The organism is Pedobacter sp. (assembly GCF_045627485.1).
Taxonomy (GTDB): Bacteria; Bacteroidota; Bacteroidia; order Sphingobacteriales; family Sphingobacteriaceae; genus Pedobacter.
Map to the genome: position 1 here is coordinate 1 of NZ_JAZQNU010000107.1, position 2,513 is coordinate 2,513.

The 2,513-nt window shown below is 38.2% G+C and carries 5 protein-coding genes and 1 pseudogene; all 6 read left to right on the top strand.

Translation table 11 applies throughout. The features are described 5' to 3' along the window. Positions 1-116 (top strand): annotated as a pseudogene (locus ACR2F3_RS08235) (50S ribosomal protein L3); the annotation flags it as partial. Between the two features lie 4 nt (positions 117-120). Next, positions 121-750: a 50S ribosomal protein L4 gene (gene rplD / locus ACR2F3_RS08240; protein ID WP_432709501.1), complete on the top strand. Its 630-nt coding sequence runs from the start codon at positions 121-123 to the stop codon at positions 748-750. Position 751: 1 nt separating this feature from the next. Next, positions 752-1,042 (top strand): 50S ribosomal protein L23, encoded by a 291-nt coding sequence (gene rplW / locus ACR2F3_RS08245; RefSeq protein WP_432709502.1) that lies wholly within the window; start codon positions 752-754, stop codon positions 1,040-1,042. Positions 1,043-1,065: 23 nt separating this feature from the next. Beyond that, positions 1,066-1,890: a 50S ribosomal protein L2 gene (gene rplB / locus ACR2F3_RS08250; protein ID WP_196859731.1), complete on the top strand. Its 825-nt coding sequence runs from the start codon at positions 1,066-1,068 to the stop codon at positions 1,888-1,890. Continuing rightward, a complete protein-coding gene (rpsS, locus tag ACR2F3_RS08255) occupies positions 1,890-2,156 on the top strand; it encodes a 30S ribosomal protein S19 (RefSeq protein WP_113652041.1) in 267 nt (88 codons plus the stop codon). The genes rplB and rpsS overlap by 1 nt, the downstream gene beginning before the upstream one ends. A 7-nt stretch (positions 2,157-2,163) precedes the next feature. After that, positions 2,164-2,513, top strand: a 350-nt coding sequence (gene rplV / locus ACR2F3_RS08260; protein WP_432709503.1) for a 50S ribosomal protein L22, incomplete at its 3' end; no start/stop codon positions are given.

Below are 2,513 nucleotides of genomic sequence, written 5' to 3' on the forward strand. Positions count from 1 at the left end.
ACAGAGTAAAGGTTCAGAATTTACAAATTTTGAAAGTTTATGCTGCTCAAAACCTTTTGGTAGTTAGTGGTTCCGTACCGGGAGCTAAAGGTTCTTACGTAATCTTAGATAAGTAAGCAGATGGAAGTTAAAGTATTAAACATTTCAGGAAAAGAGACAGGTGCAACAGTGCAACTTCCTGAGTCGGTATTCGGTATTACGCCTGTTGATCATGCAATTTATTTAGATGTTAAGCAGTATTTAGCTAACCAACGTCAAGGAACGCATAAATCAAAGCAACGTAATGAAATTGCAGGTTCGACCCGCAAATTATACAAGCAAAAAGGTACTGGTGGCGCTCGTGCCGGTAGTATTAAATCACCTTTGTTCAATGGTGGTGGTCGTGTGTTTGGTCCTCAGCCACGTGACTATAGTTTCAAATTGAATAAAAAATTAAAGTCGTTAGCCCGTAAATCGGCGTTAAGCTACAAAGCACAAGATAACAATGTTGTGGTTTTAGAAGATTTTACTTTTGATTCGATCAAAACTAAAAACTATCTGAGCTTAGTTAATGCATTGAATTTGACTGACACTAAAACATTGTTGGTTTTACCTTCGCAAAATAACAATATCTATTTATCTAGCAGAAACTTAAAGAAAGCAAAAGTGATTACGGCTGATCAATTGAATACATATGATGTATTGAATTGCGGTACGATTTTGCTAACTGCGGATTCTGTTAAAACTATTGAGGAGGCATTTGCCAAATAATATGGAATTATTAAAAAAACCAGTATTAACAGAAAAAGCTTCTGCCTTAACAGAAAAGTCTAACCGCTTTACTTTTAAAGTAGATAATAAAGCAAATAAGCTACAAATCAAAGCAGCCATTGAAAAAATGTATGATGTGAGCGTTTTAGCAATTAACACTATGGTGGTAGTTGGTAAATTGAAATCAAGAAATACAAAAGGTGGTTTAGTTTCAGGACGTAGCCCTAAATACAAAAAAGCGATTGTAACACTAAAAGCAGGTGAGACAATTGATTATTACGCGAATCTTTAATAAGAATTGAATTATTTATAACTATGGGCTTAAGAAAATTTAAACCAGTTACTCCGGGTACCCGCTTTAGAGTAGGAGCCAGTTTTACGGAGATTACAGCAACCAAGCCCGAAAAATCATTGGTTGTATCTTCTAAAAAGTCGGGAGGACGTAACAATACAGGAAAGATGACTATGCGCTATATGGGTGGTGGTCACAAAAAATCTTACCGTTTAATTGATTTTAAACGTGATAAGTTTGATATCCCTGCAACAGTAGCAACTGTTGAATACGATCCAAACCGTACTGCACGTATCGCATTATTACACTATGTGGACGGAGAGAAGCGCTACATTATTGCACCTGAAGGGTTGCAAGTAGGACAAACAGTAGTTTCGGGAGAAACAGCTACTCCAGAGGTAGGAAATTCATTGAAATTATCCAACATACCTTTAGGATCAATTGTACACAACGTGGAGATTCATCCAGGTCGTGGTGCACAGTTAGCACGTAGCGCAGGTGCTTATGCACAATTAGCAGCACGTGATGGTAAATATGCTACCTTGAAAATGCCTTCGGGAGAAACCAGATTAATTTTGGTTACCTGTTTAGCAACTATTGGAGCTGTTTCTAACTCGGATCATGCAAATGAAGTATTAGGTAAAGCCGGCCGCAAACGTTGGTTAGGCCGTCGTCCGAGAACACGTCCGGTAGCGATGAACCCTGTTGATCACCCAATGGGTGGTGGTGAGGGACGCTCATCAGGAGGTCAGCCTCGTTCAAGAAACGGTGTTTATTCGAAAGGATTTAAAACTCGTACGCTTAAAAAATACTCAAATCGTTTCATCATAGAGAAAAGGAAGAAATAATGGCTCGTTCAATTAAAAAAGGACCTTATATTGACCATAACGTAGAGAAAAAAGTAATCTCTATGAATGATTCAGGCAAAAAGTCTGTCATTAAAACTTGGTCTCGCAGATCGATGATTTCACCAGATTTCGTGAATCATACATTTGCAGTACACAACGGTAATAAATTTATACCGGTATACGTAACAGAAAACATGGTTGGTCACAAGCTGGGAGAGTTTGCTCCAACCAGAACATTTAGGGGTCACTCTGAAAAGAAAAAATAATTAAGAGATGGAAGCAGTAGCGAAATTAAACAATTGTCCAACCTCACCACGTAAGATGCGTTTGGTTGTAGATCTTATCAGAGGTGAGCGTGTAGAGAAAGCATTACATATTTTGAAATTCACCAACAAAGAAGCAGCGATTAGAGTTGAGAAACTTTTGTTATCTGCGATCAAAAACTGGGAAACAAAAAATGAAGGTTCTCGCCCTGAAGAAAGCCAACTTTTTGTGAAAACAATTATGGTTGGTGGTGGCCGCCAGTTAAAGCGATTGAGACCGGCACCGCAAGGACGTGGTTATAGAATACGTAAGCGTTCAAACCATGTAACTTTGGTAGTAGATAGTAAAAACATTGAAAC